Origin of the sequence: Streptomyces lincolnensis, assembly GCF_001685355.1 — a bacterium.
Taxonomy (GTDB): domain Bacteria; phylum Actinomycetota; class Actinomycetes; order Streptomycetales; family Streptomycetaceae; genus Streptomyces; species Streptomyces lincolnensis.
In genome coordinates this window covers 5,610,123-5,635,620 of sequence record NZ_CP016438.1, presented here as the reverse complement: position 1 = coordinate 5,635,620, position 25,498 = coordinate 5,610,123, and the positions used below count along the sequence as shown (strand labels likewise).

The 25,498-nt window shown below is 70.9% G+C and carries 18 protein-coding genes, 1 tRNA gene and 1 pseudogene; 10 read left to right on the top strand and 10 right to left on the bottom strand.

Features of this window, described 5'->3' with window-relative positions; all coding sequences use genetic code 11:
- Positions 1–161 precede the first annotated feature (161 nt).
- The 10 genes and pseudogenes from SLINC_RS25170 to SLINC_RS48085 all read left to right on the top strand — a co-directional run bounded on the left by SLINC_RS25170 (position 162) and on the right by SLINC_RS48085 (position 7,546).
- Positions 162–1,610, top strand: a complete 1,449-nt coding sequence (locus SLINC_RS25170) for a tannase/feruloyl esterase family alpha/beta hydrolase (protein ID WP_159425363.1) — start codon at positions 162–164, stop codon at positions 1,608–1,610.
- Positions 1,611–2,255: 645 nt separating this feature from the next.
- Positions 2,256–3,291: pseudogene (locus SLINC_RS50470) on the top strand (site-specific integrase); the annotation flags it as partial.
- 329 nt (positions 3,292–3,620) lie between these two features.
- A complete protein-coding gene (locus SLINC_RS25145) occupies positions 3,621–4,172 on the top strand; it encodes a Uma2 family endonuclease (protein WP_048583333.1) in 552 nt (183 codons plus the stop codon).
- 295 nt (positions 4,173–4,467) lie between these two features.
- Entirely contained in the window at positions 4,468–4,905 is a 438-nt protein-coding gene (locus SLINC_RS25140; RefSeq protein WP_067437374.1) for a hypothetical protein, read from the top strand.
- 212 nt (positions 4,906–5,117) lie between these two features.
- Positions 5,118–5,471 carry a hypothetical protein gene (locus SLINC_RS25135; RefSeq protein ID WP_067437371.1) on the top strand — a complete coding sequence of 118 codons (354 nt, stop codon included), beginning with the start codon at positions 5,118–5,120 and terminating at the stop codon, positions 5,469–5,471.
- Positions 5,468–5,677, top strand: coding sequence for a hypothetical protein (locus SLINC_RS25130; RefSeq protein WP_067437368.1), 210 nt, complete (start codon positions 5,468–5,470; stop codon positions 5,675–5,677). The genes SLINC_RS25135 and SLINC_RS25130 overlap by 4 nt, the downstream gene beginning before the upstream one ends.
- On the top strand, positions 5,674–5,982 hold the full coding sequence (locus SLINC_RS25125; protein ID WP_067437365.1) for a hypothetical protein: 309 nt from the start codon (positions 5,674–5,676) through the stop codon (positions 5,980–5,982). The genes SLINC_RS25130 and SLINC_RS25125 overlap by 4 nt, the downstream gene beginning before the upstream one ends.
- Positions 5,979–6,569, top strand: coding sequence for a hypothetical protein (locus SLINC_RS48095; RefSeq protein WP_067437361.1), 591 nt, complete (start codon positions 5,979–5,981; stop codon positions 6,567–6,569). The genes SLINC_RS25125 and SLINC_RS48095 overlap by 4 nt, the downstream gene beginning before the upstream one ends.
- Positions 6,566–6,784 (top strand): hypothetical protein, encoded by a 219-nt coding sequence (locus SLINC_RS48090; protein ID WP_067437358.1) that lies wholly within the window; start codon positions 6,566–6,568, stop codon positions 6,782–6,784. The genes SLINC_RS48095 and SLINC_RS48090 overlap by 4 nt, the downstream gene beginning before the upstream one ends.
- Before the next feature lie 180 nt (positions 6,785–6,964).
- Entirely contained in the window at positions 6,965–7,546 is a 582-nt protein-coding gene (locus SLINC_RS48085; RefSeq protein WP_067437355.1) for a hypothetical protein, read from the top strand.
- Positions 7,547–7,937: 391 nt separating this feature from the next.
- Here SLINC_RS48085 and SLINC_RS25105 read toward each other — a convergent pair.
- The 10 genes from SLINC_RS25105 to SLINC_RS25060 all read right to left on the bottom strand — a co-directional run bounded on the left by SLINC_RS25105 (position 7,938) and on the right by SLINC_RS25060 (position 25,370).
- Positions 7,938–8,014, bottom strand: a tRNA-Thr gene (locus SLINC_RS25105).
- Between the two features lie 174 nt (positions 8,015–8,188).
- Positions 8,189–9,784 (bottom strand): alpha/beta hydrolase, encoded by a 1,596-nt coding sequence (locus SLINC_RS25100; RefSeq protein ID WP_067437352.1) that lies wholly within the window; start codon positions 9,782–9,784, stop codon positions 8,189–8,191.
- A 148-nt stretch (positions 9,785–9,932) separates the two neighbouring features.
- Positions 9,933–11,138, bottom strand: a complete 1,206-nt coding sequence (locus tag SLINC_RS25095; RefSeq protein WP_067437350.1) for a DNA polymerase III subunit delta' — start codon at positions 11,136–11,138, stop codon at positions 9,933–9,935.
- Between the two features lie 94 nt (positions 11,139–11,232).
- Complete coding sequence (tmk, locus tag SLINC_RS25090) at positions 11,233–14,514, bottom strand: dTMP kinase (RefSeq protein ID WP_067437348.1); 3,282 nt, start codon at positions 14,512–14,514, stop codon at positions 11,233–11,235.
- Between the two features lie 136 nt (positions 14,515–14,650).
- Entirely contained in the window at positions 14,651–17,506 is a 2,856-nt protein-coding gene (gene topA / locus SLINC_RS25085; protein WP_067437345.1) for a type I DNA topoisomerase, read from the bottom strand.
- Positions 17,507–17,790: 284 nt separating this feature from the next.
- Entirely contained in the window at positions 17,791–17,988 is a 198-nt protein-coding gene (locus SLINC_RS25080) for a hypothetical protein (RefSeq protein WP_067437342.1), read from the bottom strand.
- Positions 17,989–18,174: 186 nt separating this feature from the next.
- On the bottom strand, positions 18,175–20,391 hold the full coding sequence (locus tag SLINC_RS25075) for a serine/threonine-protein kinase (protein ID WP_067437339.1): 2,217 nt from the start codon (positions 20,389–20,391) through the stop codon (positions 18,175–18,177).
- Between the two features lie 195 nt (positions 20,392–20,586).
- Entirely contained in the window at positions 20,587–22,104 is a 1,518-nt protein-coding gene (locus tag SLINC_RS25070) for a DUF7059 domain-containing protein (RefSeq protein WP_067437336.1), read from the bottom strand.
- Between the two features lie 73 nt (positions 22,105–22,177).
- Positions 22,178–22,768 (bottom strand): small secreted protein, encoded by a 591-nt coding sequence (locus SLINC_RS25065; RefSeq protein WP_067437333.1) that lies wholly within the window; start codon positions 22,766–22,768, stop codon positions 22,178–22,180.
- A gap of 196 nt (positions 22,769–22,964) precedes the next feature.
- Complete coding sequence (locus SLINC_RS25060) at positions 22,965–25,370, bottom strand: sodium-translocating pyrophosphatase (RefSeq protein ID WP_067437330.1); 2,406 nt, start codon at positions 25,368–25,370, stop codon at positions 22,965–22,967.
- Positions 25,371–25,498 lie beyond the last annotated feature (128 nt).

Sequence of the window (25,498 nt, the reverse complement as noted above, 5' to 3'; positions counted from 1 at the left end):
CCGGCCCCATCCGCCCAGCCAAGAAAGAAAGAGGGAGGTGAGCGGGCATGAAGTGGAAGCCTTCAGCTGGCAGCGCCGAGCATGCACCATCCCCGCGAGGCCCCGTCCGACGCCGGCTCGCGATCTCCGGATCTCTGATCCTCGCGGCAGGGCTCTGCGCCATGCCGGTCCACGGGGCGAGCGCGGCCGACACTGTGGGTTCCGGCCAGCCGGTCCGGTCCTGCGAGAGCCTCACGGCTCTGCGCTTTCCGGACGGCACGACGGTTACCAGCGTCTCGCAGACCACCACCACTCCGGCGATCTGCAACGTCGAACTGCTGGTTCCCCAGAACATCCACATGCGCGTGTCACTGCCCGTCGGCACCTGGAACGGGCGCTTCCAAGGGGTGGGAGGCGGTGGCTTCAACGGCTCCATCCCGGACACGGAGAGCGCGGCGAAGGCCGGTTACGCCGCCGCGGGTTCCGACTCCGGTCATACCGCCGACTCCAGCGATGCCTCCTGGGCCTGGTCCCCGACCGGCATGAACGCGTCCCTGATCAACGACTTCCTCTCGCGTGCGCTGCACGAGACGACCGTCAAGGGCAAGGCCGTCATCCAGGCGTTCTACGGGAAGTCGCCCACCTACTCGTACTGGAACGGCTGCTCGAACGGCGGCAGGGAAGGTCTCCAGGAAGCGCAGGTCCAGCCCCGCGACTACGACGGCATCCTGGCCGGCGCGCCGGCGATCCAGGCGGACCGGTTCCTCCCCGCGGCGATGTGGCCCCAGGTCGTGATGCACGAGCTCGGCGACTTCGTGCCCTCGTGCAAGTTCGACGCGGTCAACAAGGCGGTCACAGCAGCGTGCGACAGCCGGGACGGTGTGACCGACGGCGTCATCGCGGACCCCCGGACCTGCCGCTTCAACCCCACCTCGCTGGTCGGCACCGTGACCCCCTGCGGCACGATCACGGCCAAGGACGCGGCCGTGGTGAAAAAGATCTGGGACGGGCCGCGACGCCCGGACGGTCGCCGCCTGTGGTACGGAATCCTGCCCGGCGCCTCGTTCGCCAGACTCGCCGCCACCGCGAACGGCGACGGAGTCCCGACGCCCCTCGCGTCGGGCTGGTTCACCTACTGGCTGGCGAAGGACCCGTCTTTCGACTGGCACCGCCTGACCACGGCCAACTTCACCCACTACTTCGACCGCTCCCGTCAGGAGTGGGGCCCCGTGGTCGGCACGGACGACCCCGACCTGAGCGCCTTCCGTGCCGCCGGCGGCAAACTGCTCCTCTGGCACGGCCTGGCCGACCAGCTGATCCCTCCCCGGGGAACTACCAGCTACTACGAGCAGGTCATCGCCGCGATGGGCGGCCGGGCGAAGACCGAGAAGTTCGCCCGCCTCTTCACGGCCCCCGGCGTGGGCCACTGCCGGGGCGGCTCCGGCGCCGCCCCGGCCGACCCACTGGCGGCCCTGGTGAAGTGGGTCGAACACGGCAAGGCCCCCACCACACTGCGCGCCGAGAACGGGCCCATGAGCCGGCCGCTGTGCCGGTGGCCGGCCGTCGCCCGCTACGACGGACACGGCAGCACGAACAACGCCGCCAACTTCCGCTGCACCGGCCGCCAGTGACGCGCTGAGCGAGGGTGATGCCCGCCCTCATGGTCGCTCGCCGCCAGCGGGCTCCACTGGCCGAGGGCTTTTGATCCGAGAGATGACGAGGACGACGTCCCGGAGTGGGTGGATCAGGTGATGGCCACAGTGGCCGCCGAGGTCCGCAGACGAAGGAAGGAGCTACGCATGAGCGCCCAGGACCTGGCCGACCGCTGCGAGGAGATCGGCCATCCGAGCCCGCGCAACGTGATCGCCAACACGGAGTCCGGCCGCCGCGCCAACCTGCCCCTGGTCGACGTCCTCGTCCTCGCCGAAGCCCTGCGGACCTCCCCGATCTGCCTGCTCTACCCCGTCGGCTACGTCGACCGAGTCCAGCGCCTTCCCCTTCAGCACTCCGAACCGACCTGGGATGCCATGCGCTGGTTCACCGGCGACAGCGAGGACTTCGGCTTGGAAGACGACATGCTCCGCTCCTTCCGCGCCCACGTCCGCCACCAGCGCGCTGCCCTGGCCGCCCTGAAGGGCGAGAAGCACGAGCGCCGGAAGGCCGAGACAGCACCCAACCGGGCAGAACACGAGGAAGCCGCACTCGCCCAAGCCGACTACACGGAAAGGGCGTTGGAAGCCAAGTACCGGCTCCGCAGCACTCACGCCTTCATCCGCGAACTCGACCACATACGCGCCCTGCTCGGCCTCGCCGACACCGACGACCCCGAGGCCATGCCGCTGATCGCCGCCAGGCTGGAGGAGGTCGGCGACGAGAAGTCGCCACTGCCCGATGTCGAGGAGACCCGGCGGCGCCTGAAGTCCGGTCAGGACCTGATCGACCGCCTGACCGTCAGCGAGTGGCTCGACCGATGACTCGACGGCAATGCCGAGATCCTGGAGCAGAACGCCCAGCGCCGGGCCGCGGTGGAGGAGTTGGCCACCGTGCCGTGGAAGGGCACGGACAACCGCGCCCGCCGCAAGGTGATGAAGACGGCGATCGATGCCATGCCGCCGTTCCGGCGTGTGACCGGTCCGGCTACCCGGCTGCGTATCAAGGCGACGCTGCGGCCTGCGTTGAACGACGCGATCGGCCAGCAGATCCTCCCGAACAGACAGGCGCGTTCCTCGACTTCCTCGCGGAGGACCGGCTGTACGCGATGTGGCACCTGATCGCCTTCCGCGGCCTGCGTCGGGGCGAGGCATGCGCGCAGCCCTGGTCGGAGATCAACCTCGATGACCACTCCCTGACCGTCTCCGCCCAGCTCGTCCAGGACGGGTGGGAGGTCGAGACCTCCGAGCCCGAGACGGACAGCGGCTTCCGCGTGGTCGCGCTCGACGACGACACCGTCAACGTCCTGAAGCGGCACCGCGAGGAGTGGGGACCGGCCTGGTCGCGACCGGCATGGTCTTCACCCAGGAAGACGGCTCCTGGCTCCATCCCGGGAAGGTGACCGACCTCTTCGAGCGCCTCGTCGCCGCCTCCGGCCTCCCTCCGATCCGACTGCACGACCTCCGGCACGGTGCGGCCACGCTCATGCTCGCCGCCGGCATCGACGTGAAGATCGTGTCGGACACGCGGCACAACGGCCATGTGACGCGTCATGCCCCGAGCAAGGAAAAACCCCAGGTCACGGCGAGTGAGTCCTGGGGTTCCTCAGAGCCGCCTTCGGGATTCGAACCCGAGACCTACGCATTACGAGACCACGAGTAATCGTGTTGCCTCATGACGACTGATGCTGCGGAATGCCGTTGTGCCTGATCAGATCACATGCGCCGCGCTGAGGGCCGGTACCTCGTGCCGCACCGTCCAAAGGCGTCCGGCCACTCCATGGCCACCTCGGAGGGCACCCGGCGCCCCTGACAGGCACCCCGCGCCACCTGTTGGGCCCGAACAATCACGGGCCCACCTCACGCCCCGCGTCGCAGCGCCTGCTCACACGGACGGTTCCCCGCTGTGGTGTACGCGCACGCCGCGGACGTCCAGCCGTGGAACGGCGCTGCCCGCCGTATCATGACGGCACACGGGAAGGAGCACCGTCCATGAGTGTCGACGTGATCACGCACACCGAGTTCCCCGCGGGATACGTGGTGTTCTTCGGCACCGACGGAAAGATCATCATGACCCCGCAGAGCGAAGAGCACTCCAGCACTATCAGGTCGATGCAGATCGACTCTCTCGCCCTCGGCCGTCACGCGAAGGTCACCTCCGACGTCTACATCGACTTCCCCGCCGACGAGAACTCCGCCCCCGACCTGGCCATCCTCCGCGAGGACGCGCGCAAGGAGGGCAAGCGCTACAGCTTCGAGGACGTCCTGCTGATCTCGGAGGTCGTCTCCACGTCCTCCGCCCGCAAGGACTACGACGACTGCACCGCAAAGTACGGCCGGTACGGCATCCCCGTCTACCTGGTCGTGGACCCCTACGCCCGGGAAGTCGTCCTGCACACCGAGCCGACCTCCAGCGGCTACAGCACCGCCCACACCCGCGCATACGGCACCGGCAAGCTCCCCATCCCCCTGGCCGACGGCCGCACCTTCACCCTCGACCTCGATGAACTCCCCCTGCCGGACCCGGCGCCCGACACTCACTGAGTCTGCGAAACGCACACCGAAGCAGGGAGAGGCTCGGCAGCCGGTCGGCGAGGGCACGATCATCGAAGCCGCGACTGAAGACCTCCGCGCACTGGGGTGCCCGGGGTTTGGTGATCACTCCCGGGGTTTCCCTGTCCTTCCCGCCCCGTTCTGACCCCAGGAATGCCTGGCGGCGGGGCCTCGTCGGGCGGGATTCCAGTTCAGGACCCGGCGGCAAAAGGGCGTCCAGCGCACCGACCCTGCGACGCGAAGAGGCTCTTCTCTCTCCCCCCGCACCGTTCATCCGGTGCGCAGCATGCTCGGCACCATCACCGACGTGGTCCGCTCCGTCGTCGGCCCTGCCGCCCTCACTGCCGACCAAGCCGAGACCGCGATCGTCGAGGCCCCGAACCCGGCCGGCCTGTACGAGGTCGACGAGATCCTCCCGGTCGAGCAGATCGAGGCCGCCGCCCGCGAGTACGAGCGCGCCGCCGACCAGGCCCGCCTCCCTGACCATGGCGAGCGGGCCGCGAAGAAGGTCCTCGAGAGGCTGCCCGCCAGCGCCCACGGCACATGGCGCGTCTTCCGCACTCCGTCCTCACGGCAGGCCCCGGACCTCGCCGAGATCACCCGCATTTTCAAGGCCCACGGCCTCGGCCCCGTCTCGATGAAGGCCTGCGCCCCAAGCCTCAAGGTCAAGCTCGCCGAGACCGCACCGGTCGACGTCGATACCCCGGTCCTCGTCGGCACCTAGCAATTGGTCAAGATCCCCAAAAAAAGGCGCATTTTACGTGCTGCGTAGCAGGGCGGTGATCGATCTCGGGGCGACGTCCCCCGAACGGAGAAGGGCCGCCTGTTCCGCCCTCGCCAGGGCGACTACCACCGAAAGCAGAACGTTCTCGCCCGGTGGTTATGTCACCGGTCCCGAGGCCTGGCCCCAATCTCCTGCATTAAAGGAGCAAGACCATGGCGAAAACAGCAACAAGCGTTGCTCCTGTCGGCGTCACCAAGCACCTGGCTTCGCTGCCTCCACAGCCCGAAGCCCTCAATCTCGACGCAGAAATACAGGCCCGCGCCGAGCAGGACTCCGCCCGCATCATGGCTGCCATCAACGACCCCACCACAGTGTTCGAGGCACTTACCGCTGCGCACGACATCCAGGCCGTGGAGCTGGACAGTCCCTTCGACGGCCTGTACGGGCACTATCTGCAGCACAAGGACGGCACCCGTCTCCTCGTTGTCCCCGCCGGACAGGACCCTTCCACCCGCCTGTGGGCCGCCCGCGCCATCCTCGCCCACCAGGGCGTGATGCCGGTATGACCTTCTCCGACTTCGACAAGGCCACCGCCACCCCCGCCGCGTTCCTCGACCGGCTCGCCGCCGTCCTCCCCGGGGCGGTCGACGAGGCGATGCGGAAGGCCCTCCCGGACGTGTACACCTCGGAGAAAGCCAAGGAACTCGCGGACGACATCTTCCTCCGCCTCCGCCAGCTGTACACCGACAAAGCCACGGAGGTGACGCTGTGACCGTCTCCGCCACGAAGCCGTCCGCCGACCACCTGATGGACACCCCTCTCCCCGTGCTCATCAGCGAGTTGGGCGTCACCCTCACCGACTCCCCGATCACCGACCGAGCGTTCTTCGGCGCCGTCATCGTCCAGCGCAAGACAGGTGAGCTGCGGCTCACCATGCCGACCGGGCGCAGCGAACTGGAGCACGACACCGTCGCCCGGTACCTACTCGCCCAGGCGCTCGGGGTACCGGTGCCTGACATGCCAGCGCCGTTCGTCACAACCCGTATCCCCGCCAAGCAGACCGAGGTGACGCTGTGACCGCCACGATCCCCCTCGACCTCACCCTCACGGTCCGACGCGGAACCACCTCCCCCGGCAAGGCCGCCGACATCCGCGACCTCAGCCCTGCCGACGGCACCGCCACCCTCGTCTACGACAGGCACCTCGCCAACCCCGGCACCGCCGTCTGGCTCGCCCGCATCTCGCTGCGCCAGCACGGGTACGCCGTCCGCGAGGTGATCCTCGACGACATGAGCCCGGGCATCACCGCCCTGTTCCGGGAAGCGTCCCGGCTCCGCCTGGACGTCCACCTGGGCAGCGGCAAAGGCACTCCCAGGGTCGTCACCTACGACGACAGCCCGGCCGCCTACCAGGTCCCGGCTGGCTGGGACCTGGCGGACGCCACCGACCGGCTGCCCGCCGCGCATGCGGCGGCCCGCCCCCACGTTGTCCGCGTACTGCACGCCATAGGCGTAGAGAAGGAGAACAACGGCGGGCGTATCGACAGGGCCCTCGACGTGGCAGCCGGGATGATCCTGGAGACCGGGGACCCCGACCATGTGTGGGACACGCTCACCCGTGTCCTCTGCGAGACCGGGTCCGAGCGGGCGGAGGTGCCGGCATGACGACCGCCGTCAACGCCGACGCCGAACGCATCATCGGGCAACTCCAGGAAGGACACGCCGCGATGAACGCGGCTGGGCTCGGCAGCCCCGCACTGGACGACTTCAACAACCTGCTCACCGAAATGATCGCCGAGGCTCCCGACCCGAAGTTCCGTCTCCACGAGATCGTCGAGCTCCTCACCCGAGAACGCGGCATGACTGCCAAGTCTGCCTGAGCGGCACCCCGTAGATGGCCCCGGGCTCAGCGACTCCACCGCTGGCCCAGGGCTTGGGACTCGACCATTCACCAACAAGGAGCAAACCTTGTGCAGGTATCGCGGCTCCTGCAGCGGTGTTCTGGTTCGGCGGGCTACTCGCCTGGGCCAGGGACCAAGGCGGCCTGGACACGCGGCAACGTGACGGGCTGGCTGGACCGGCAGCAGACGGACACCCAGGCCGCCGGAGGCCGCCGCGTACGAGCGCAGCTCGGACAGCAGCCAGTCGCGGGCCGCGCCGATGCCCCGGGCCGGGTCGTCCTGGACCGAGAGGGTGTGGCGGATGCCGAAGGAGACGAGCTTGCGGACGGCCTGCTCAGTGGTCTCCAGTACCTCGCACTCCATGCACGTGATCGCGCGGCGGCCAGTGGCAACGCCTTTTTGCGGGCGACGGTTCACCCGGTGACGGCGGGGTGTCCCACCCGGCTCGTGCACTACCGTCGCCACGGCTTCCCCGAGCTTCTCGGGGCCCGGGTCCTGACCAAAGCCGCGCCGGCTGTCACCGTTTCCGATGTTGACGACATGGCCGCCGGTGGTCCTGAACTTGTCGCCGCCGCCGACAGGTTGGGCTCCGGTCTTGCCCAGGCGTTCGGCCGTGCCGAAATCCTGCAGTTCTCCCCGGAGGGCGAACTGCGCCGAAGCTACTGGTCTCATGAGTCGCGCCCCGCCCTGGAGCGATGGACCCAGCAGAGCGACGTGAAGATCACCGACGCCGAGGCATAGCGCCGGGGCCGGTGCACCAACAGGTGCTCGCCGCGTACCGCGAGCGACGAGCCTGCACTCCACGTTGTCGGACAGCTACAAGCCCCGAGCTCGGTACGGCTTTCATACACAGCCCCGGAGCCCTCTGTCGTGCACCGCCGCTGCACACATGGCCACCCCTTGGCCACCCCACGCCACGCCACGCCACGCCCATACTGACTCACAAATCAGCGATCCCAAAGAAACAGCAGGTCAGCACCGATGCTCGACCTCAGAACTCGCCTGACTGAGCCCACAGAGTGAAACTCTGACCTACGCATTACATGCACAGCCCAAAACACCCTCAGCAGACACATTCCAAGGTCAAGACAAAAAGAAACCGCAGGTCAGATGCCTGACCTGCGGTTCACCATGGAGCCGCCTTCGGGATTCGAACCCGAGACCTACGCATTACGAGTGCGTTGCTCTGGCCATCTGAGCTAAGGCGGCGCGCTGTCCACACCTATGGTGCGATCAGCAACGTCGGTAAGTCTACACAGTTTCCGGGGGTGCTCCGAACCGCCCCCGGCCCGGTCCCGACCCGCCCCGGCACGGGCTCAGGCCGGTGCCGGACCGGCCCCGGAGGTCTGTGCTCCAGGGCCGGTCCGGGGTCCGACGCGCAGGCTAGGAGCAGCGTTTTCCGTGTGTCGGAGGGGTCCCGCGGAGCAGGTACGCGTTGATCGTGGAGTCCACGCAGGCGCTGCCGCGGCCGTAGGCGGTGTGGCCGTCGCCCTCGTAGGTGAGGAGGCGGGCCGAGGTGAGCTGGCGGGAGAGGGCGCGGGCCCAGCGGTAGGGGGTCGCCGGGTCGCGGGTGGTGCCGACGACGACGATCGGGGCGGCGCCCTTGGCCTCGATGCGGTGCGGTTCGCCGGTGTGCCGCACCGGCCAGTACGCGCAGTTCAGGGAGGCCCAGGCGAGGCCCCTGCCGAAGACGGGGGACGCCTTTTCGAAGGCGGGGAGGGCTTTGCGCACCTCCTCGGGGGTGTCGAAGGCGGCCGGGAGGTCGAGGCAGTTCACGGCGGCGTTGGCGAACATCAGGTTCGCGTAGCGGCCGTCGGCGTCCCGCTCGTAGTAGCTGTCGGCGAGGAGCAGCAGTCCCGCGCCGTCGTTCTCCTTCATCGCCGACGACAGCGCCTCGCGGAGTTGGGCCCAGGCTCCCTCGTCGTAGAGCGCGGCCGTGACGCCGGTGGTGGCCAGGGCCTCGCCGAGGCGGCGGCCGTCCGCGTCGCCGGTGGGGACCGGGCGGGCGTCCAGCTTCCGGAAGAAGGCCTTGAGGTTCCTGCCGACCTCGGCGGGCGCCGTGCCCTTCGTGCCGAGGGGGCAGTCCGGCTGCTGGACGCAGTCCTTCGCGAACGACTGGAAGGCCGTCTCGAAGCCCGCGGTCTGGTCGAGGTTCAGCCGGCGGGCGGGCAGTGAGGGGTCCATCGCGCCGTCCAGCACGAGCCGGCCGGCGCGGCCCGGGAAGAGTCCCGCGTACGTCGCCCCCAGGAACGTCCCGTACGACGCCCCGACGTAGTTGAGCTTCGTGTCGCCCAGCACGGCTCGCACGATGTCCATGTCCCGGGCCGTCTCGACGGTGGAGACATGGCGCAGCAGCTTCGGCGACCGGGCGCCGCAGCCCTCGGCGAACTTCTTGTACGCGTCGACGACGGCCGTCCTCTCGCGCTTGTCGTCGGGCGTGAGGTCGGTCTGCGTGTACGTGTCCATGTCCCGCCCGTCGAGACACTCGACGGGTTCGCTGCGGGCGACGCCGCGTGGGTCGACCGCGACCATGTCGTAGCGCGCGCGGATCTCCGCCGGGTAGCCGATCCCGGCGTACGCCTGGAGGTAGCCGATCGCCGAGCCGCCCGGCCCGCCCGGGTTTACCAGCAGCGAGCCCAGTCGCTCGCCCGGCCCTGTGGCCTTCTTGCGGGCGACGGCGAGTCGGACGTCGCCGTCGCCCGGCTCGGCGTAGTCCAGCGGCGCCTTCACCGTGGCGCACTCGAAGCCGGGGACTCCGCAGGAGCGCCAGCTCGGCTTCTGTCCGTAGTACGACGCGAGGGCGGCCGGGACGGCCCTCGGCAGCGGGGCGAGCGCCGCCTCGGCCACCGCGCCGCCGGAGCTCGTCGCGCTCCCCGAGGAGCAGGCGGAGACGAGCAGCGCGGCCGCGGCGAGGAGGGCGCCGCCGGTACGGACTCCGCCCGGTGGGGAGCTGAACAGTGAGATGCGCCTGGTGTGCATCGATCGAGCGTAACTCTGCGCAGTGGCTCGGATGCTCTGCGTGCCGGTCATTCCCCGTACGAGGGACGCCGTCAACCTTCTGTGATCGGATCCGTGCCGGTCGGCGGCCCGCCGGTGTCCCGAGGGCGCCGTGCCGACGTGAGCGCGGTCAGCCCGCTCTGAGCGCCATCGTCATCGCCTCCACCGCCAGCAGGGGCGCCACATTGCGGTCGAGGGCCTCGCGGCAGGCGGCGATCGCCTCGATGCGGCGGAGCGTGGACTCGGGGGAGCCGGCGCGGGCGAGCCGTTCGAGGGTGTCCCCGACGTCCGCGTTGGCGATCGCCACCCGGGAGCCGAGCTGGAGGGCGAGGACGTCACGGTAGAAGGCGGTGAGGTCGGTGAGGGCGACGTCGAGGCTGTCGCGCTGCGTCCGCGTCCGGCGCCGCTTCTGCTTGTCCTCCAGGTCCTTCATCACACCCGCGGTGCCGCGCGGCATCCGGCCGCCCTGGGAGGCGCCCATCGCCGTCTTGAGTTCCTCGGTCTCCTTGCCGTCCCTCTCCTCGGCGAGCTGCTTGGCGTCCTCGGCCGCCGCGTCCACCAGTTCCTGGGCGGACTTGAGGCAGCCGCCGATGTCGTCGACACGCAGGGGCAGCTTGAGAACGGCGGCGCGGCGCTCGCGTGCGGCCGGGTCGGTGGCCAGACGGCGGGCCCGGTCGACGTGGCCCTGGGTGGCGCGGGCGGCGGCCAGGGCGGCGGCGGGCTCGACGCCCTCACGGCGTACGAGCATGTCGGCGACGGCGTCGACTGAGGGCGTGCTCAGGTTCAGGTGGCGGCAACGGGAGCGGATGGTCGGCAGGACGTCCTCGACGGAGGGCGCGCACAGCAGCCACACCGTGCGCGGGGCGGGCTCCTCCACGGCCTTGAGGACGGCGTTGGCCGACTTCTCGTTCAGCCGCTCGGCGTCCTCGACGAGGATGACCTGCCAGCGGCCGTTCGCCGGCGAGGTGAACGACTTGCGGACGGTGTCCCGCATGTCGTCGGCGAGGATCTGCGCGCCGACGGCGGCCACGGTGCTGACGTCGGCGTGGGTGCCGACCAGTGCCGTATGGCAGCCGTCACAGAAACCGCAGCCGGGGGCCCCGCCGAGGGCGCGGTCGGGGCTGACGCACTGGAGGGCGGCGGCGAAGGCCCGCGCCGCCTGGTTCCTGCCCGCGCCGGGCGGGCCCGTGAACAGCCACGCGTGCGTCATCTTCGACGCCTCGGGCGGCGGTGTGTGCGCGGTGGTCGCGGTGACCAGGGCATCGGCATCCCGGGCGGCGGCACCGAGCTGCTCGCTCACCTTCTCCTGGCCCACCAGGTCGTCCCAGACGCTCATCCCTCACCCCGCCCTTCCGTCACGCCCCATGGCACAGCACCCATTGTGCGGGCTGCCACTGACAACGAGGTCGACGACGACCGCCGGGCGGGCCTCAGCGTCCCCGGCCCCGACGCCGCCCGCGGCCGCCTTCGTCACCGTACTCATCGCCGTGCTCTTCGCCGTGCGGCCCGAGCAACTCGTCCGCCAGCGTGGGCAGATCGTCCAGCGGCGTCTCCTCGGCCCAGTCGGACCGGCTCCGCCGCCGGGGTGCCGGCGCGCCCGTCTCGTCGACCTGCGGAAGCTCACGCGTACGGCCCTCGGTCCCGTCCGGCCGGGCCCCCGGCCGCTCGTCACGGAAGTACCCCGGCGGAACCCGGTCCGAGGGTTCCTCGTCCCGGACGGGCGGCAGTACGGCCGTCTCGTCGGCGGCACCGGGCGGCGCAGGAGGCACGGGAGGCAGCACCGCGGTCTCGTCGGCGGCCCCCGGCGGAACCGGCGGCAGTACGGCCGTCTCGTCCGCGGCGCCCGCCGGCGCGGGCGGCTGCGGCAGCTCGGCCGTCACCTCGGCGTCCGGCCCGCCGGGAGCGGCACCCTCGGAAGGAGCGCCCGGCGAGCGGCCGTCGGTCCCGTCGGCCCGCTCGTCCCGCACCCGGGGCAGCACCGCCGTCTCGTCCACCGGACCGCCCGACGCGTTCGTCGATGTCACCACCGGCGTCGGCACGGTCATCGCCTCCGGCGCGGATCCGGCAGCCGTGGATCCCGTCCCCGTCCTGGGTCCCGCCGCGGCCGCGGCCGCCGCCTGCTCGGCCTGGCGGCGGGCCTCCTCGGCCCGCAGCAGTGCCTCCTCGGCCTTGCGCTGCTTCTCCAGCCGTCGCGCCTCGGCCTCGGTGCGCAGCCGGGCCTCCTCCTCGGCCTGCTTGCGGAGCCGGTCCGCCTCGGCCTGCCGGCGTGCCTCCTCCTCGGCGCGCGCCTTCTCCTCGGCGAGGAGCCGGGCCTGTTCCTCCTCGGCCCGTCGACGCGCTTCCTCGGCCCGCAGCCGGGCCTCCTCCGCCTGCCGTTCGGCCTCGCGCCGCTGCGCCTCCTCCAGCTCGCGCTGCTTGCGCTCCTCCTCCTCGGCACGCAGCCGGGCCAGTTGCTCCTGGCGCTCCCGCTCCAGGCGCTCCTCCTCGGCCTTGCGGGCGGCCTCCTCCTCGGCCTTGCGCCGGGCCTCTTCCTCGGCCTTGCGGCGCGCTTCCTCCTGGGCCAGGATCTCGGCCTCGGACAGCGGCAGCATGTGGTCGAGCCGATGCCGTACGACGGTGGTGACGGCCTCGGGCTCCTGGCCCGCGTCCACGACCAGGTAGCGGCCGGGGTCGGCGGCGGCCAGCGCGAGGAAACCGGAGCGCACGCGCGCGTGGAACTCGGCCGGCTCCGACTCCAGCCGGTCCGGCGCCTCGGTGAACCGCTCGCGCGCGATCTCCGGCGAGACGTCGAGCAGCACGGTCAGATGCGGTACGAGGCCGTTCGTCGCCCACCGGTTGATGCGGGCGATCTCGGTCGGGGACAGGTCCCGGCCCGCTCCCTGGTAGGCGACCGAGGAGTCGATGTAGCGGTCCGAGACGACCACCGCGCCGCGCTCCAGCGCGGGCCGCACCACCGTGTCCACATGCTCCGCGCGGTCCGCCGCGTACAGCAGCGCCTCCGCCCGGTGCGACAGTCCGGCGCTCGACACGTCCAGCAGGATCGACCGCAGCCGCTTGCCCACGGGCGTGGCCCCCGGCTCGCGGGTGACGACGACCTCGTGTCCCTTGGCGCGGATCCACTCGGCGAGCGCCTCGGCCTGGGTGGACTTCCCTGCCCCGTCGCCGCCCTCCAGGGCGATGAAGAAGCCGTTCGACGCGGGCACCGTCTCCGGGTCGTCCCCGCCGAGCAGCGCGTCCTTGAGGTCGGTGCGCAGCGGCACGCCGGACCGGTCGTCGACCTTGGCCAGCACGAGCGCGGCCACCGGCAGCAGCAGCGCGCCCACCAGCATCAGCGTGAAGGCCGCGCCGCCGTGGGCGAAGACGAACTTGCCGTTCTCCAGGCGGTGCGGGCCGATCGCCGCCGCGACCACGGGCGCGACGACCGCGCCGAGCGCCACGCACACGCGGACGACCGCGTGCAGGTGCTCGGTGGTCCGTGCCCGCCGGTACTCCTCGGTCTCCTGGTCCAGCAGCGTGTGCCCGGTGTTGGCGGCCGCACCCGCGCCCGCGCCCGCGAAGGCGAGGATCAGCACCACACTGGTCACGTCCGGGACGAGCCCGGCGGCCAGCAGCGCGACACCGGTGAAGGCGATCGCCAGCGCCAGCAGCCGGCGCCGCGACAGCGTCGGCAGGACCCTCGGTGCCGTACGGATGCCGACGACGACCCCGCCGGTCAGGGCGACCACCAGCAGGCCGTAGAGCACCGGGCCGCCGCCCAGGTCCTTGGCGTGCAGCACGGCCACGGCGACCGCGGCCGCCACCGCCCCGGCGACGGCCGCGCCGGAGAGCACCAGCAGCGGGAGGGCGCCGGTACGGCCCCTGTCGGCGTCCGTGCCGCTCTTGGGCCGGCGCAGTCCCTCCAGCGGCGAACGCGCGCGCGGGGTGCGGGTGTCGGGCAGTTCCAGGAAGGTCAGCACCGACAGGGACGCGGCGAACAGTCCGGCCGCGACGTACGAGCCGAGGGCCGCCTGGTGCTGGGCGAACCAGGCGATCCCGGAGCCCAGCAGGTTGTTGAGCAGGCCCGCGACGACCAGGGCGGCGGCCGCGAGCGGGATCGCCACGAAGCTGGTCCGCAGCGACAGGCGGCGCAGCGCGTCCATGTGGTCCGGCAGCGGTCGTACCGTCGCGCCCTCCGGCGGCGGGGCGGGCAGCAGCGCGGGCGCCGCGCTCTCCCGGCACACCGTCCAGAACCGCTCGGCGATCCCGGTCACGAAGGCGGTGACCAGCACGATCGCCAGGGCGTCCGCGGGCGTCCAGTCGATCCACAGGGGCGCCACGATGAGCGCCAGGACCCGCAGCCCGTCCGCGCCGACCATGGTCCAGCGGCGGTCGAGGGGGCCCTCCTGGGAGGTGAGCGATGTCAGCGGGCCGAGCAGGACGGCACCGAAGAGCAGTGTCGCCAGGATGCGCACACCGAAAACGGTCGCCACTGCGAACGCCACGCCCCGGTACCCGCCGCCGAACGAACCCTCGGCGATCGCCGCCTGGAGCGCGAGGACGACCAGCACCAAGAGCGCGAGCGTGTCGCCGATACCGCCCACGAGATGGGCGCTCCACAGCCGTTTCAGCTGCGGTCGGCGCAGCAGGGCGCGGACGGCGCGCTCGCGGGAGTCCGCGACCAGGGCGTCGTCGGGGGCCGGGTGAAGGGCCGTTGGCTGCTCGGCTGGGGTCATGCTTTCAGCCTATCGGGAGCCACCGACAGGCTGGAGGGCCCGTCCGAACGTGCGCACGCCCCGACACCAAAGTGATGCCGGGGCGTTCGTTTTGCGAAGCCTCCGTGACGGAATCCGTGAGGGAAGAGGGCTCGGCTCAGTCCTCGGACGCCGACTTCGAAGCCGTCGCCTTCTTGGCGGCCGTCTTCGCGGTGGTCTTCTTCGCCGTCGTCTTCTTCGCGGTCGTGGTCTTCTTCGCCGCGGTCTTCTTGGCGGCCGTCGCCTTCTTGGCCGGGGCCTTCTTCGCGGGCGCCTTCTTCGCCGTCTTCTTGGCGGGGCCCTTGGCCCGCTTCTCGGCGAGCAGTTCGAAGCCTCGCTCCGGGGTGATCTCCTCGACGCTGTCGCCGGAGCGCAGGGTCGCGTTGGTCTCCCCGTCGGTCACGTACGGTCCGAAGCGACCGTCCTTGACCACCACCGGCTGCTCGCTGACCGGGTCCGTGCCCAGTTCCTTCAGCGGCGGCTTGGCGGCGGCCCGCCCGCGCTGCTTGGGCTGGGCGTAGATCGCCAGCGCCTCTTCGAGGGTGATCGTGAAGAGCTGCTCCTCGGCCTGGAGCGAGCGCGAGTCCGTGCCCTTCTTCAGGTACGGCCCGTACCGCCCGTTCTGCGCGGTGATCTCCTGGCCCTCGGCGTCGGCGCCGACCACGCGCGGCAGCGACATCAGCTTGAGCGCGTCCTCGAGCGTCACCGTGTCCAGCGACATCGACTTGAACAGCGAGGCCGTACGCGGCTTCACGGCGTTCTTGCCGGTCTTCGGGGTGCCCTCGGGGAGCACCTCGGTGACGTACGGGCCGTAGCGGCCGTCCCGGGCGATGATCTGACGGCCGGTGACCGGGTCGGCGCCCAGCTCGAAGTCGCCGCTCGGCTTGGCGAGCAGTTCCTCCGCGAGCTCGACGGAGAGCTCGTCCGGGGCCAGGTCCTCGGGCACGTCGGCCCGCTGGTGGTTCTCGGAGTCCTTCTCGCCGCGCTCGACGTACGGGCCGTAGCGCCCGACCCTGAGCACGATGTCGTTGCCCACCGGGAACGACGACACCTCGCGGGCGTCGATCGCGCCCAGGTCGGTCACCAGCTCCTTGAGGCCACCGAGGTGGTCCCCGTCGCCGTTGCCGGCTTCGGCCGCGCCACCGCCGCCGCCCGCGGCGAAGCCGCTGTCGGGCACGGTCTCGCCGAAGTAGAAGCGCCTCAGCCACGGCACGGCCTGCGCCTCACCGCGGGCGATGCGGTCGAGGTCGTCCTCCATCCGGGCGGTGAAGTCGTAGTCGACGAGCCGCCCGAAGTGCTTCTCCAGGAGGTTGACCACGGCGAAGGACAGGAAGGACGGCACCAGGGCCGTGCCCTTCTTGAAGACGTAGCCGCGGTCGAGGATCGTGCCGATGATCGACGCGTACGTCGACGGGCGGCCGATCTCGCGCTCTTCGAGCTCCTTGACCAGGCTGGCCTCGGTGTAGCGGGCCGGGGGCTTGGTGGCGTGCCCGTCGACCGTGATCTCCTCGGCGGACAGCGCGTCGCCCTCGCTGACCTGGGGCAGCCGGCGCTCGCGGTCGTCCAGCTCGGCGTTCGGGTCGTCGGCGCCCTCGACGTAGGCCTTGAGGAAGCCGTGGAAGGTGATCGTCTTGCCGGAGGCGCTGAACTCGACGTCCCGGCCGTCGGCGGCGGTGCCACCGATCTTCACCGTGACGGAGTTGCCGGTCGCGTCCTTCATCTGCGAGGCGACGGTCCGCTTCCAGATCAGCTCGTAGAGCCGGAACTGGTCGCCGGTCAGGCCGGTCTCGGCGGGCGTGCGGAAACGATCACCCGACGGGCGGATCGCCTCGTGCGCCTCCTGCGCGTTCTTCACCTTCCCGGCGTAGGTGCGCGGGGAGGCGGGCAGGTAGTCGGCCCCGTACAGCTGCGTGACCTGGGCACGAGCGGCGGCGACGGCGGTGTCGCTGAGTGTCGTGGAGTCGGTACGCATGTACGTGATGTAGCCGTTCTCGTACAGCTTCTGGGCGACCTGCATGGTCGCCTTCGCGCCGAAGCCGAGCTTGCGGCTGGCCTCCTGCTGGAGGGTCGTCGTACGGAACGGGGCGTACGGCGAGCGGCGGTACGGCTTGGACTCGACCGAGCGGACCGCGAAGCGCGTCTGCTCCAGGGCCGCGGCCAGGGCGCGGGCGTTCGCCTCGTCGAGGTGGAGGGTGTTCGCGCTCTTGATCTGCCCCAGGGAGTCGAAGTCGCGGCCCTGAGCGACCCGCCTGCCGTCGACGCTCTGGAGGCGGGCGACCAGCGACGACGGGTCCGAGAGGTCCCCGGCGCGGCCGGTCGCGAAGGTGCCCGTCAGGTCCCAGTACTCGGCGGAACGGAACGCGATGCGCTCCCGCTCCCGCTCCACGACGAGCCGGGTGGCGACGGACTGGACACGGCCCGCGGACAGCCGCGGCATGACCTTCTTCCACAGGACCGGCGAGACCTCGTAGCCGTAGAGGCGGTCGAGGATACGGCGGGTCTCCTGGGCGTCGACCATGCGCTGGTTGAGGTCACGCGGGTTGGCGACGGCCGCGCGGATCGCGTCCTTGGTGATCTCGTGGAACACCATGCGCTTGACCGGGACCTTGGGCTTGAGCACTTCCAGGAGGTGCCACGCGATGGCCTCGCCCTCGCGGTCCTCATCGGTGGCGAGGAAGAGTTCGTCGGAGTCCTTGAGCAGGTCCTTGAGCTTCTTGACCTGGGCCCGCTTGTCGGCGTTCACGACGTAGATCGGCTGGAAGTCGTTCTCGACGTCCACCCCGAGGCGACGGACCTCGCCGGTGTACTTCTCGGGCACTTCGGCGGCGCCGTTGGGGAGGTCGCGGATGTGCCCGACGCTCGCCTCGACGACGTATCCGGGGCCGAGATAGCCCTTGATCGTCTTCGCCTTGGCAGGCGACTCGACGATGACGAGTCGGCGGCCGCCCTGTGCGGTCTCGCTGGTCGGGGACAACTTCGCTCTTCTCTCCGGTCGACGCTGGGATCTCTCCCCAGGCCTTGGTTCCCGGGGTCGGGTCATGCTGACGCTGCGGAGTGTGACGGTACATCCCGCCCCCGTGTCAAACGGGAAAAGCCCGCAACGGCCACTCGAACGGTAACCCGACTACCGCCATTCCTGCCGCCCGGAGTATCCACCGGCCTTTTCGAGCCCATCCGGAGGGTGATCCCTCAGTTACCTGCACGCCTCGTGCGCAGCGGCCCTCGTGGGTGGTCCCGCAGGCGGCTTCACAGGCGACTTCACAGGTGGCTGAAGCACCAGGTTCCGAGGGCGAGGGCGAGCAGCGCGAAGAGGGTCGCGAGGGTCGCGGATGCGACAGGGCTCACACCGTGGGCCACCGGTTGACGGTGCCGTACACGGACCGCCGTCCACACCAGCAGGCCGCCTCCGAACAGGGCGAACACCAGGCCCGCGAAGATCGCCGGTCCGCTCTCCATGGCTTGTGCCGCCCCTTCGTTCTCAGACCGCGGGTGTCCAGTGCGTGGAGGCTGACACGCGCGGGCGGCGGCCAGGAGAACCCTGGGTGAACGGGGGATCGACAGGGCCGCGGACTCCCCCGTTCCGCTCGCGCGGGGTCACGGTGCGGGGCCCCTGGGAGCGGGCCGGACGCGCTCGGAGGCGCCTCAGACCGAGCCGGGTTCACGTATTTTTCCGGTCGTCCTGCCGTTGTCGGCCCGTCCCACGGTGCACACGACCTTGGTGAAGCCCTGCTCCCAGTCGTCCTTGTCGGCCACCCAGCCGAACGTGTTCCGCTCCCGTCCCGGTGCCCAGGTCGGCTCGAACTTGTTGCCGCACAGCTTGGTCGCGTTGTCGATGCCCTTCTTGTAGCTCATGTCCGCGGGTGCCTGGACGGTGCCGACGACCTGGTCCGTGTGGGGTTCGGCGCAGTCGGTGAGCGGGGCCTCGTAGCCCTCCTCCAGCTCCTCGTAGGTCCAGCAGTCGCCGATGCTCATCTGACCCACCCACAAATTCGTGCCGGCGTCGCGGAAGCGGCCCACTTCGCCGCCTATCGCGGCATGGCGGCCCAGTACGAGACATGCCGTACCTCCGCCCGCCGTGGTGAAGCCCTCGGCGGTGGGCACGACGGCGTAGCCGGCCGCGTCCGGCAGCGCCTCGACGATCGTGCGGCTCTGGTTCGCGCACCGTTTCGCCCCCTCGGCGCGGGCGTCGGCGTGGTCGATGGCCGTGTCGACCGCCACGACCTGACCGTCCGGCCAGTCGTCGGCGCAGTCCACCACGCCCAGGTTCGGCACCGACCTGAACGGCGTCCCCGACCAGACCGCCTGCACACAGTCCCCGGTCTCCAAGGGCTCACCGAGCCCGACGGCATCGCCGTACGGCAGCACGGGCCCCGTCGGGGACGGCGTGCCCTGCGACGCGCTCGGCGGGGGCGACTTCTTCGTCACCGCGTTCCGGTCGCCGCCGTCGTCCCCGGTGAGCGACACGGCCGCCCACGCTCCCCCGGCGATGACGAGAACGGCGGCCACGACGAGGGCGACGAGGGCGAGGCGTTTCCGCCCACCGGGCGCCGAGGGCGGACCCGCGCCACCGCCGCCGGGCCCCCAGGGACCGCCCTGCGTGCCGCCCGTGTACGGCGGCGGGCCGCTTCCGGCGTACGGCGTGGGGCTGCCGCTTCCGGCGTACGGTGTCGGGCTGCCGCTCCCCGCGTACGGCGATCCGGCGTACGGAGATGCAGCGGTCCCCTGCGCATACGGATTGCCGGGCTCCGGGGACGGATGCGCGGGCGTGGCAGGGGCCCCGCTCCCCGGCGTGCCCGGCCCCCCGACGTCGTAGGGGCCGCCCGCAGGCGAGTGCGAGGCCTGAGACGCCTGCGGGCTGGACGGCGTACGGAACGTCTGCGGCGCACCCGCCGACGGCGGCGGAGGCCCCGGCGTATGCGGCGTGCCCGGCGTCTGGGCGGTACCGGCGGTCTGCGGAGTGCCGGGCGGCGGCCCGAATCCCGCGCCCGCCGCCCCCTGCACCACCCGCCCCAACCCTCGCGCCACCACCTCCGGCGCGAACCTGCGCACGGGGTCCTTGACCAGCAACCCGAGCAGCACCGGGGTGAGTTCGGCGGCCCGCACCGGCGGTGTGGGCTCATCGCCGAGCAGGGCCGTGAGGGTCGCGTACTCGCCGTGGCGGTCGAAGGGGCCGCGACCCTCGACGGCGTGGTACAGCGTGGCGCCGAGGGAGAACAGGTCGGCGGCCGGCGTGGGCGGCTCGCCGCGGGCCCGCTCCGGTGCGAGGTAGCCGGGCGTGCCGAGGATGCCGGCGGTGGCGGTGAGCCGGGGCTCGCGGGACTCGGGCTGGAGGGCGATGCCGTAGTCGGTGAGCAGCACGCGCGCGCAGGGGTCGCCCGAGGAGTCGGGCGCCAGAAGGATGTTGGCCGGTTTCACATCCCGGTGGAGGATGCCGATGCGGTGTCCGGCGGTCAGCGCGTCGAGGACGGCGAGTCCGATCCGCGCCACCTGGGAGGGCGGCAGCGGCCCGGAACGCCGTACGACGGCCTGGAGGTCGACCGCGTCCGGGACGTGCTCCATGACGATCCACGGCAGCCCCTCGTGCACCACCACGTCGTGCACTGTCGCCACATGCGGATGCCCGCGCAGTCGTGCCGCGTGCCGGGCCTCGCTGCGGGCGCGCGCGATACGTTGTGACGGCTCGCCCGCGTCCATCGGCCCGTCCGGCAGCGCGATCTCCTTCATCGCGACTTCGCAGGCCAGCTCCTCGTCGTGCGCGAGCCACACACGGCCCATGCCGCCCGCGCCCAGGGCCCGCAGCAGCCGGTACCGGCTGTTGATGACCCTTCCCTCACCCTGGTCCGGCGTCTCCCCCGCCATGGCGCCTCCCCCGAGACAGCGCGCGCCTCCCCCGAGAACGCGCGGCGTTTGTCCCTAGAAGGTAGCTTCGCACGCCCCACTGACAGGAGGGCTTTTCGCCAACAATCCCATCAGAATGGACACACGGGCCTCGGGAGGGCGGGCGCACCCCAGACGTCACGCCGACCGGCGAGCTTCACGCCGCGCCGAAGGAGGTCACGCCGGCTCGATGAACCCCTGCTCCACCAGCAACCGAATCTGCGCGGGCGTACGGTCTCGCAGCAACACGGGGTCCTCACCCACCAGTTGGGCAATGGCGTCCAGGATGCGCCCGGCGCTCAACGAGCCGTCGCACACGCCCGCGAAGCCCGCGCCGACGGTGTCCACCTTGGTGGCCCGGCGCATCCCGCGGTTCTGACGCAGCACCACGTGCTCCGGGTCCTCGGCACCGGGCAGCCCCACCTGCTCCTGGACGACCTCGGCGACGAGCCGGAAGTGCGCTTCGAGGAGCGAGGCGTCATCGTGTGCCCGCAGGTAGTCGAGACGCTCGAAGTGCGCCCGCACCGCTTCCCCGAGCGGCTGTTCGACCGGATGCGGCCATTCCTCCACGGTGACGGAGGGCACGTCGGCATCCGTCCTGCGCAGGGTGATCCAGCCGAAGCCGACCGCCTTCACCTTGCGCGCCTCGAACTCGTCCAGCCAGGTGTCGTAGCGCGCCTGGTACTCGGTCGTGTCACCGCGGTGGTCACCGGCGTCCCGCAGCCACAGCTCGGCGTACTGCGTGACGTCCTGCACCTCGCGCTGCACGATCCACGCGTCGCACCCGCGCGGCACCCAGGACCTGAGTCGCTCCTGCCAGTCCTCCCCTTCCACGTGCTGCCAGTTGGCGAGGAACTGCGCGAACCCGCCCTCGCTCAGCCGCTCCCCCGCCCCCTGAACGAGCGAGCGGCACAGATCGTCCCCGCCCATGCCACCGTCCCGGTACGTCAGCCGCGCCCCCGGCGAGATCACGAACGGCGGGTTCGACACGATCAGGTCGTATGTCTCGTCGTCCCGGACCGGCTCGAACAGCGAACCCTCGCGCAGGTCCGCGGCGGGAGCGCCGGACAGGGCCAGCGTGAGCGCGGTGATGTGCAGGGCGCGCGGGTTGAGGTCGGTCGCCGTCACGCGCGTGGCGTGCCGGGCGGCGTGCAGCGCCTGGATCCCCGAGCCGGTGCCCAGGTCCAGGGCGGCGGAGACGGGCGTACGGACGGTGATGCCGGCCAGGGTGGTGGAAGCGCCGCCGACGCCGAGGACGACGCCCTCGTCCCGGCTACCGATGCCGCCCGCGCCGCCGACCGCGCATCCGAGGTCGGACACGATGAACCAGTCCTCGCCGCCGGGCCCGCCGTACGGCCGTACGTCCACGGCGGCCGCGATCTCGTCCGCACCGGCCGGAACCAGCCAGCCGGCCTCCAGGCACTCGGCGACCGGCAGAACGTCCGCCACGGGCGCGTGCGGCACGGGCTGCTGCAACAGGAACAGCCGTACGAGCGTCTCCAGCGGTGTGTCCCCGCGTGTCGCCCGGAGCGCGGGCACGGTCTCACTCCGGGCGAGCGCCGCGTACGCGGGCGCGCCGAGGAGGTCGAGCAGCCCGTCGGCGGTGAAGGACGCCCGGAGCAGGGCGTCCCTCAGCCGGGCGCTGACGTCGGGGCGGTCGGAAGCGGGCAGGGCGTGCAGGCCGGTGTCACTCACGCCCCCATTGTGACCCGCGGACCGCCCGGAGCGCTCGGCCCGCCGACCGGCGCGGGACGTCTCGGGCCGCGCCTCAGCCCGTGGTCGCGGACGGCGTCGCGGAGGCCGACTTGCAGCTCTCCTGCTTGGCCATGGCCTTGCCGACGTCCCCCTCCTCCAGGGTCTTCAGGGCGTCGTTGCCGGTCTGGCTCAGCTTGTCCAGCGAGGTCGCGATGTCCTTGAGGCCGTCCGCGAACTTCGCCTGGTCCTTCGTGTCGAGCTTGTCGACCTGTGCCTTGAGGGAGGCGTACGACGTGGACAGGCCGTTGAGCTCCTTGACGGCGTCCCGCTGCTTCTTCTCGCCGTTCTCGACGTCCGGCGCCCCGGCCTTGGTCACGGCGGCCCCGATCGCCTTGTAGGCGTCCGACATGTCCTGGAAGGCCTGCGCGTCGGTCTTCCGGACCTGCTCCGGTGTGCTGTTGTCCGAGGTCTCCTTCTGGATCGCGGCGTTGGCGGCCGCGATCTTCTTGGCCTGCGGCTGTACGGCGTCGCAGACGTCCTTGGCCCAGGAGTTCAGCTTTTCGCTGCTGTCGTCACTGCTGCATCCGGACAGCGCCAGTACCAGTACCGCACCGCCGGACAGTGCGGCCGCGAGCTTCTTGTTCACCGGATTGGTCCCTTCCATGGCTCTCGGCCCCGGAACATACACGCCAAGGGGACGACACCCTCACGCCGAGCATCCTTTATGCACATTATTGAAGCCATTTGCACCAAGAGAGAGAAGGCTCACGGCCGGGGCGCGCACACGCAAGGGGCGGGCGGGCGGCGCATCAATTCGCGCCGCCCGCCCGCCCCTTGAGCTGGGCCTGGGAAGAACCCGCCTACGAAACCACCGCCGGATCGGCCGACTTGGACTCCCGATCGGCGTTGTCTTCGTCACCCATGGCGATCCCGCGCCGCTTGGAGACGTAGACCGCGCCGGCGATCACCAGGAACGCCAGTACGGCGATGGTGATCCGCACACCGAGGTTCTCGTCGTCGCCGTAGCTGAACTTGATGACCGCGGGCGCGATGAGCAGCGCCACCAGGTTCATCACCTTCAGCAGCGGGTTGATCGCCGGACCCGCGGTGTCCTTGAACGGGTCGCCGACCGTGTCGCCGATCACCGTGGCGGCGTGGGCCTCGCTGCCCTTGCCGCCGTGGTGGCCGTCCTCGACGAGCTTCTTGGCGTTGTCCCAGGCGCCACCGGAGTTCGCGAGGAACACCGCCATCAGGGTCCCCGCGCCGATCGCGCCCGCCAGGAACGAGCCGAGCGCGCCGACACCGAGCGTGAACCCGATGAAGATCGGCGCCAGGACGGCGAGCAGGCCGGGCGTGGCGAGCTCCCTGAGCGCGTCCCTCGTACAGATGTCGACGACCTTGCCGTACTCCGGTTTCTCGCTGTAGTCCATGATCCCGGGATGCTCGCGGAACTGCCGCCGCACCTCGTACACCACGGAACCCGCCGACCGCGACACGGCGTTGATGGCTAGCCCCGAGAAGAGGAAGACGACCGCCGCGCCCGCGATGAGGCCGACGAGGTTGTTGGGCTGGGAGATGTCCATCATCAGGCTCATCGGGGCACCCTCGCCGGACACCCGTTCGCCGACGTCCCGCGCGCCCGTGAGAATCGCGTCACGATAGGACCCGAAGAGCGCCGCCGCCGCCAGGACGGCGGTGGCGATGGCGATGCCCTTGGTGATGGCCTTGGTGGTGTTGCCCACCGCGTCCAGGTTGGTGAGCACCTGCGCGCCCGCGCCCTCGACGTCGCCGGACATCTCCGCGATGCCCTGCGCGTTGTCGGAGACCGGCCCGAAGGTGTCCATCGCGACGATCACACCGACCGTGGTGAGCAGGCCGGTGCCGGCCAGCGCCACCGCGAACAGCGCCAGCATGATGGACGTACCGCCGAGCAGGAACGCCCCGTAGACGCCGAGGCCGATCAACAGGGCGGTGTAGACGGCCGATTCGAGGCCGACGGAGATACCGGCGAGGACGACGGTGGCCGGGCCGGTGAGCGAGCTCTTGCCGATGTCCTTGACCGGACGGCGATTGGTCTCCGTGAAGTACCCGGTCAACTGCTGGATCACGGCGGCGAGCAGGATGCCGATCGCCACGGCGACGAGCGCGAGGACCCGCGGGTCGCCGGCGTGTCCGAGGATCTCCCTGTCCGTGACGCCGTCGAGGTCGGCGTACGACGACGGCAGATAGACGAAGACCGCCACCGCCACCAGCACCAGCGAGATCGCCGCGGAGATGAAGAACCCGCGGTTGATCGCCGACATGCCGCTGCGGTCGGTGCGTCGCGGGGCCACGGCGAAGATGCCGATCATCGCGGTGACCACACCGATCGCGGGGACGAGCAGCGGAAACGCGAGCCCGAAGTCGCCGAAGGCCGCCTTGCCGAGGATCAGCGCGGCGACGAGCGTCACGGCGTACGACTCGAAGAGGTCGGCCGCCATGCCCGCACAGTCGCCGACGTTGTCGCCCACGTTGTCGGCGATGGTCGCGGCATTGCGCGGATCGTCCTCCGGAATGCCCTGTTCGACCTTGCCGACCAGGTCGGCGCCGACGTCGGCGGCCTTGGTGAAGATGCCGCCGCCGACCCTCATGAACATCGCGATGAGCGCCGCGCCGAGACCGAAGCCCTCCAGGACCTTCGGCGCGTCGGCCGCGTACACCAGCACCACGCAGGAGGCGCCCAGCAGACCGAGCCCCACCGTGAACATGCCGACGACGCCGCCCGTGCGAAATGCGATCTTCATCGCTTTGTGCGAGACAGCGGTGAGATCCTTTTCCGGTTCACCCTCCGCCGGAGTCGCCTCACGTGCGGCGGCGGCGACGCGCACATTGCTCCGTACGGCGAGCCACATGCCGATATAGCCGGTGGCCGCCGAGAACACCGCGCCGATCAAGAAGAACACCGATCGGCCGATGCGCTGATTCCAGTCGTCCGCGGGCAGCAGCATGAGCAGGAAGAAGACGACGATGGCGAATACGCCGAGCGTGCGCATCTGCCGTGCCAGATAGGCGTTCGCGCCCTCCTGGATCGCCGTCGCGATCTTCTTCATGCTGTCGGTGCCCTCGCCCGCCGCGAGTACCTGGCGCACCAGGACTCCCGCCACCACTAGGGCGGCCAGGGCCACGACGCCGATCACCGACACCATGACACGGTTGCCGTCGGTCAGTACCGCTGCCGCGAGGGCTGAGGAGTGGTCAAGCTGGTCTGGGGAAGAAAGCCCCGCCATTCGTCCTCCTTGACGCTTGGGCTGAGCTCAAGATGTGGACGGAGTCTAGAGATCTGTTCCTGATCAAAACAGTACGCGGTAAACGGAATCCGCCACACCCTGCGGACAGACCGGTAACGTCTCGAACG